Here is a 6,712-nt window from a genome sequence, read left to right on the forward strand (position 1 = left end):
GTGTCGTTCCGGCGGCCCGGCGCAGCAACGAGTGCCCGGTGCGGTTCCGGCGGCCCGGTGCGGTAACGAGTGCCCGGTGTCGTTCCGGTGGCAAGGTGCGGTCGCGGTGGCGGGTGTAACAGATCGTCGGGTCTCGGACCTCTCCTCCTTTGGCGGGCGTGATCGTCTCGTTCGGCGCCCGCGGGACCAGACCGACGAGAACGACGGGAACGGGGAGAGGTACTGATGCAACGAGGACGACGGTGGGCCGCTGCCGCCCTGGTGGTCTCCGTGACGACGGCGGTGACGGCCGTCGCGGCCGGGGCCGGGGCGGCGGGCGCCGTCACCGTCCGGGCCGCCGCGGGGGAGCCGTCGGCGGGTGCGGCCGAGGCGGGGAGTCCGGCCGGCGGGTTCGTCCCCGCCAAACTGCCGCTCCAGGACGCGGTGCTGAGCACCGGGGTCCGGCTCGACGCGCACACCACCTGGGCGGCCGGCTTCCGGATCGCGGACGACGGGCAGCACACGGGCTTCGCCCCGGTGGTCGTCGCGCGTGACAGCCCGGGCGGGCAGTGGAAGGAACTCCCTTCGCCCGCACCGGACTTCGACGGGCGGGCGACGGCGCTCGCCGGCAGCTCACCGCGCGACGCCTGGCTGCTCGGTGACCTCGACCCGCGCAGCGGCCGGTTCCTCGCCCGCCACTGGAACGGCACCGCGTGGACCGCCACGGAGATCGAACGGCCGCCCGGAGAGCTGACCACCGGCTACCTCCTCGGCGCCTCCGCGCCGCGGCGGGGGAGCGCCTGGGCGGTCGGTGGCGCGAGCGTGGTCACGGACCGGAGGCCGAGCCCGGCCCCCGGCGGCTCCACCGAGGTCGTGACCCGCACGACCGGGCTGATCGAGCACTGGGACGGCGCGGCCTGGCACCGCCTCGAAGCACCCGCGATCGACGGCGACTGGTGGCTCAACTCCGTGACCGAGATCGCGCCCGACGACGTCTGGGCGGTCGGCAACACCTCGTACCCCGACGACCGTCCGGTGCTGCTGCACTATGACGGTCGCGGCTGGTCCAGGGTCGACGCCCCCGCGTTTCCCGGGCTGTACGGCGAGTACCAGAGCGTCGCCGGAACCCCGGGCGACGTCTGGGTGGTGGGCCGCGCGGTCCTCGCCGACAAGGACCGCGGCCACCCGCTGGTCGCGCACTACGACGGCCGCACCTGGACGACCGTCCCGGCGCCGGAGGGCGTCGCGGGCAAGCTCTGGTCGGTCACCGCCGTTCCCGGCGGCATGGCCGCCGTCGGCTGGGACGCGAGCGGAGAGCAGGACCGCCCGCTGGGCCTGCGGTACACCCGTGGCCGCTGGCAGACCCTCGACCTGTCCGTGCCGGGCTACCCGACCTCGTCCTACCAGGCCGTGGTCTCCGACCCCGGCGGCCGGTTGACCGTCATCGGCGCGGGGAGCACCGCGAAGGCGCCGCAGTACCAGCCGCTGCTCCTGACCGGCAGGGACTGACCGGCAGGGGCCGGCTCACGGGCTCGTCCGCGGCCCCGCCCCGCCCCGGCAGGCCCGCCCCGCCCCCGCCGCCCGGGCCGAGTCGGTGGGCACGGGCTCGGGGGCGGGCGGCGTCGCGGGGCGGGGCCGCGGACGAGCCGCTCAGGCGGGTTCGACGCAGAACAGCGCGGCGCGGGCGGCTGCGGCGTCCACCGGCCCGCAGCCGTCGACCCGGATCACGGCCAGTCCCCGGGGAGCACGAAGTGCCGCTCGACGCCGCGGTCGGTGCGCGAAGCGCTCGGCGGCGTCCGTCGGGCCGGAACCCGTGCCGCCGGTGGGGCGGGTTGAGCGACGGGCGCGCCGTGGGCCCTTCGAGGCGTCGGACGGGGTCTATCGGTCCTCGTCGTCCTCTTGCTCCTCGGCCCGGGGTCGGGGATCACCCGGGCCTTCCCTGCGCTGCTGACGGCGGTGGACCGCGCCCACGATGATCTTGACGGCCAGGCCGAGGACGATCAGGTCGGCGAGCATCTGGACGGTGACCACGAGCCGCGCGGTCTCGGTCTTGGCGGTGATGTCGCCGAACCCGACGGTGGAGAACACGGTGACGGTGAAGTAGAGGCCGTCGGTGTGGGACAGCGGGGTGCCGAAGCTGTCGGGCTCCAGCGAGGCCAGCGCGACGTAGGTGGCGGCGAAGAGCAGCAGGAAGAACGGGACGCTGGTGGACAGCGCTTCCGCCGCCCGTATGGCCGGGCGCGGGGAGCGGAGGATCGAGCGGACCTGGACGGCGACCAGGGCGGCGAAGCCCGCCAGCCCGGTGAGGAGCATGGCGACGGTGGCCGCGGTGGACGAGTGGTCCAGTGGCAGCACGAAGTAGAGGGCGGTCAGTGCGGCCACGGAGCAGACCACCCTCAGCGCGGTCCAGGCGATCCTGCCGGCGGAGGGCCGGGCCTTGTCCCGGTCCGGGGGCGGCACCCGGGCGCCGGGCGTCACGACGACCGCCGCACTCTCGTGGCCGCTGCGCGGAGGGACATGCCGCGGTCGCGCCACATCATGCCGGTGACCGCGCCCAGGGTGATCACCACGCCGATCGCGATGAAGAACGACATGAGGGCGAGTACCACGCCGATCGGCCCGTACTTCTGGTCATAGCTGATGATCATGTCGGAGAAGATGAAGTGGAAGACGACGAGCATGCCGATCCAGAACGCGCTGGTGGCGACCGCGCACGGCACCAGCCTGCGCCCCGGGACGCGCCCGCCCAGCAGGAACCACATCGTGAACCACCAGAAGGCCATGAACGCGGGGACGTTGATGATCCACCACAGGACCGGAGCGCGGGCGTGGATCCCGGGTCCCGCCGAGGTGCCCAGAGCGGCCCAGCCCACGAGCAGGACCAGCCACACCAGCGCGCGCAGGGGGTCCCGGGGCTGCCCACGCAGCTGGAACAAGCGCTGGTACAGCCGCTGGATCGAGCCGGCGGAGGCGAGGCCGCCCAGGATGAAGAAGACCCACGACAGGCCGGTGATGGCCGAGGAGGTGGCCGCGGAGGAGTTGAACAGGTGGTTGACATCGGTCGCGGCCTGCTGGCTCAGGCCCAACCGCAGCATCAGTGCCGACACCGCCGGCCGCCCGGCCAGGGCGGAGGTGATGATCATGAACGGAAGGGCGCACAGCAGCAGCGTGGCGGCGAGCTGGATGGCCTGGCCGATGAACTCCACCGCGGTCAGCCGGCGCCACAGGTCCTGGGCCCAGGAATCGGAGTACTTCGCCCTGCCCCAGTCGGTCGCCCGCCGGGCCCGTCCGGTGCCCGCACGGTCCGCGGGCCCCGTGCCCGCACGGTCCGCGGGCCCCGTGCCCGGTCCTTCGGATCCCGCCCGTGGCTGTGCGGGGCTCTCGTCTCCCGTTCGTGCCTGTGCAGGGCGTTCGTCTCCCGGCCTGTCCGGTGCTCCGTCCCTCGTCCGCATGGTGCATCCTCCCGGCGATCACGTGCACCGGCGATCAGCTGGGACCCCCGCGCGGCGGTGACGCACACGCGTGTTCGGGGTCGCGGTTCTGTATCCACCGTCGCACGTCCGCCCGCGCCCTGTCAGGGCAGGGACGGGCTGACCGTACGGGCCGGCCGGCGGTTCGCCTCCTCCGGTGGCCTGAGGGCCGCGGCGAATCGTTCCTGTTCCGCGGCTGCGCCCGCCGGAGTCCGGTGAACCGCGGGGGAGGCCCACGGCGGCCCGGTGCTCCTTGATGCCTGCGACCGTCGTGCACGCGCCCGTGACACCCGCGGTTGGTCGGCCCGGGAGGCGGACCTCAGGCGGGACGGTCCCCGGGGGGCGGGAGCTCGCCCGATCCGCGGACGATCAGCCGGGTCGGGATCTCCACCCGCCGGCCCGGGCCGAGGTCGCGGCCCATCCGTTCGAAGAGCATCCTGGCGGCGGTGGTGCCGAGCGCGGCCGGGTCCTGGGCGACGACGGTGAGCGCGGGGGCGAGCAGCTCGGCCAGTTCGAGGTCGTCGAAGCCCACCAGGGCGGGCCGTCCGGCGCCGGCGGGCAGGTGGTGCAGGGCCGCGGCGGTGATCCGGTTGTTCCCGGAGAACAGGGCGGTCACCGGTTCCGGTCCGGTGGTGAGCGTGGCCACCGCCCGTGCCACCGTGGCCCGGTCGGTCGGCCCGGTGGCGATCCAGCGCTCGTCGACGGGCAGACCGGCCTCCGCCATCGCGGCGCGGTAGCCGCGCAGTCGTTCCGCGCTGGTGTGGATGTGCGGGAGGTCGCCGACGAAGCCGATCCGGCGGTGCCCGTGCCGGATCAGGTGCCGCACGCCCTCACGGGCGCCGCCGGCGTTGTCGCTGAGCACCGCGTCGGCGTCCAGGCCCGCGGCCGGGCGGTCGAGGAAGACCACCGGAGTGCCGGAGGCGGTCTCGGGCAGGAGGTAGCCGTGGTCGTCGCCGGCCGGGACGAGCAGCAGGCCGTCCACCCGACGGGCGCAGAACGCCAGGGCGAGTTCGCGTTCGCGGTCCGGGTTCTCGCCGCTGGAGCCGGTGAACAGCAGACAGCCCTGTCCGGCGGCGACGTCCTCGACCGCGCGCGAGAGCGCGGAGGAGAACGGGTCGCCGATGTCCTCCAGCAACAGGGCGATGCTGGCGGTGCGGCCGGTCCGCAGCAGCCGGGCGCTGTCGTTGCGGCGGAAGCCGAGTTCGGCGATGGCCGCGCGGACGCGCTCGGCGGTGTCGGGGGTGACGCCGCGCTCCCCGTTGACGACGCGGGAGACGGTCTTGAGCCCGACGCCGGCCGCGGCGGCGACGTCGTTCATGGTGGGGCGGCCACCGTGCCGGCCGCTCACGCCCGTGCCTCCCGCAGTGCCGGGATGCGGCGGGCGAGGACGAGCGCCGTCCAGGCCTCGGCGAGCAGCCGGTGGCCGAGCGGGGTCGGGTGGACGCCGTCTGCGGCGACGAGGCCCGGGCCCCCGGCGGTGCGGGCGGCCTGGTTGAGCAGGCCGTCGGCGGCGAGCAGCCCGGCGCCGAACTCGGCGGCCAGCCGCCGGACGGCGTGGATCCGCGGGTCGAGGTCCTGCCGCCAGGACCACTGCTCGGCGGTGACGGGCACCAGGAACGGCTCCACCAGGATCAGGTCGGCGCCGGTGCGGTCCCGGGCCTCGGTGAGCAGGTGGCGGTAGTCGGCCTCCCACTCGGCGACGGGCGTGACCTGGCCGGCGTCGTAGCGGCGCCAGGTGTCGTTCACCCCGACCAGGAGGGAGAGCACGTCCGGCCGGTGGACCAGGGTGTCGCGTTCCCAGCGGGCCCGCAGGTCCCGGACGCGGTCCCCGGCGACGCCCCGGTTGAGCACGGTGAGGCCGGGGCGGGCGGCGGCCAACTGTCCGGCGGCCAGCTGTCCGGCGGCCAGGGCCACGTAGCCCCGTCCGAGGTCGGCGGGGGCGTCCCGGCGGCGGCCGGCGTCGGTGATGCTGTCGCCCTGGAAGAGGACGGTCGGGCCGGGCGGTCGGTCGAAGGGCATGAGGGGCGATTCCTTGGTGGTTCCGGCACCGGTCCTGCCGTCCCCGTCGGCCCGGGCGCTGCACGGCCGGGCCGACGGGCGGCGCGGCTCAGCCGGCGGAGGCTCCGGTCATGGCCTTGGCGTGAGCGGCGAACAGCTTCGCGGTGGTGCGGCCCGGATTGGCGAGGTCGTTGTTCCACATGACGCGGTGCACATCGTAGTCGGGGTGGAAGGAGCCGTCAGCGGCCCGGGAGGTGGGCAGCCAGAACCGGTCGCCGGCGCCGTGGTCGGCCAGGACGGCGTCGGTCCGGGTGGTGTAGGTCCGGGTGGTGTAGGTCCGGGTGGTCCAGGCGGTCCAGGCGGTGTAGGCGCGGTCGCGGGCCGCGTTGCCCGCGATTCCTTCGCCGGGTCGATCTGGAAGCCGACTGCCCGAAGGCCGTGGGCGGCTCCTGGACAACGTTGTCATCGGCCACGAGAATCACCCCAACGACCGCCCGCGCCCACGCCATGGAGGCGGAACGGCCGTCCGCACCCCAACGCCGGAGATCGTCACAATGAGTCATGACCGGGCTGCTGTCGCCCACGACCAGAGCCTCGCCCCGCGCAGCCTCCTCGCGGCGCTCGACATCGGCGGGACGAAGATCGCCGGCGGCCTGGTGGGCCCGGACGGTGCGCTCCTCCACCAGGTCCAGCTGCCCACCCCGGCCCGGGACGGCGCCGGAGCCGTCCTCGCCGCCGTGCACGGCGTCCTCGACCGGCTCGCCCGGCACCCGCTCTGGCCGCAGGCCCGGGCCCTGGGCATCGGCAGCGCCGGTCCGGTCGACATCGCCCGGGGCACGGTCAGCCCGGTCAACATCCCCGGCTGGCGCGACTTCCCGCTGCGCGACCGGGTCGCCGCCCACCCCGCGGTCGCCGGCCTCCCCGTCACCCTGGGCGGCGACGCGGTCGCGATGGCCGCCGCCGAGCACTGGTGCGGAGCCGCCCGCGGCTACCGCAACGCCCTGTGCGTCGTCGTCTCGACCGGCGTCGGCGCCGGCCTCGTCCTGGACGGCGCGGTCCGGCCCGGCCCCACCGGCAACGCCGGCCACCTCGGCCACATCACCGTCGACCTCGACGGCCGGCCCTGCCCCTGCGGCTCCCGCGGGTGCGTCGAAGGCCTCGCCAGTGGCACCGCCATCGCCCGCACCGCACGCGAGTCCGGTTGGCGTCCGGCCGGGCCCGACGCCGACGCGGCCCCCGCCCGCCTCGCCGCCCCCCCCCGGGCC

The 6,712-nt window shown here is 75.4% G+C and carries 7 protein-coding genes; 2 read left to right on the forward strand and 5 right to left on the reverse strand.

Going from position 1 to position 6,712, the window contains the following annotated elements:
* Positions 1-225: 225 nt before the first annotated feature.
* Positions 226-1,488 (forward strand): hypothetical protein, encoded by a 1,263-nt coding sequence (locus tag ACFC1F_RS42260; protein ID WP_376167015.1) that lies wholly within the window; start codon positions 226-228, stop codon positions 1,486-1,488.
* Positions 1,489-1,857: 369 nt separating this feature from the next.
* Here the strand turns inward: ACFC1F_RS42260 and ACFC1F_RS42265 are convergent, their stop codons facing one another.
* The 5 genes from ACFC1F_RS42265 to ACFC1F_RS42285 all read right to left on the reverse strand — a co-directional run bounded on the left by ACFC1F_RS42265 (position 1,858) and on the right by ACFC1F_RS42285 (position 5,913).
* A complete protein-coding gene (locus tag ACFC1F_RS42265) occupies positions 1,858-2,457 on the reverse strand; it encodes a potassium channel family protein (protein WP_376167017.1) in 600 nt (199 codons plus the stop codon).
* Positions 2,454-3,185, reverse strand: a complete 732-nt coding sequence (locus ACFC1F_RS42270; RefSeq protein WP_376167019.1) for a ribonuclease BN — start codon at positions 3,183-3,185, stop codon at positions 2,454-2,456. Before ACFC1F_RS42270 ends, ACFC1F_RS42265 begins: the two co-directional genes overlap by 4 nt.
* 583 nt (positions 3,186-3,768) lie before the next feature.
* Entirely contained in the window at positions 3,769-4,767 is a 999-nt protein-coding gene (locus ACFC1F_RS42275; RefSeq protein ID WP_376167021.1) for a LacI family DNA-binding transcriptional regulator, read from the reverse strand.
* A 26-nt stretch (positions 4,768-4,793) separates the two neighbouring features.
* A complete protein-coding gene (locus ACFC1F_RS42280) occupies positions 4,794-5,468 on the reverse strand; it encodes an SGNH/GDSL hydrolase family protein (RefSeq protein ID WP_376167023.1) in 675 nt (224 codons plus the stop codon).
* A gap of 88 nt (positions 5,469-5,556) precedes the next feature.
* Positions 5,557-5,913, reverse strand: coding sequence for a hypothetical protein (locus ACFC1F_RS42285; protein ID WP_376167025.1), 357 nt, complete (start codon positions 5,911-5,913; stop codon positions 5,557-5,559).
* Positions 5,914-6,001: 88 nt separating this feature from the next.
* Here ACFC1F_RS42285 and ACFC1F_RS42290 point away from each other — a divergent pair.
* Positions 6,002-6,712 (forward strand): ROK family protein (locus ACFC1F_RS42290; RefSeq protein ID WP_376167027.1); only part of this gene is annotated, 711 nt, incomplete at its 3' end.

It is taken from the genome of Kitasatospora sp. NPDC056181 (assembly GCF_042266225.1).
Taxonomy (GTDB): Bacteria; Actinomycetota; Actinomycetes; order Streptomycetales; family Streptomycetaceae; genus Kitasatospora.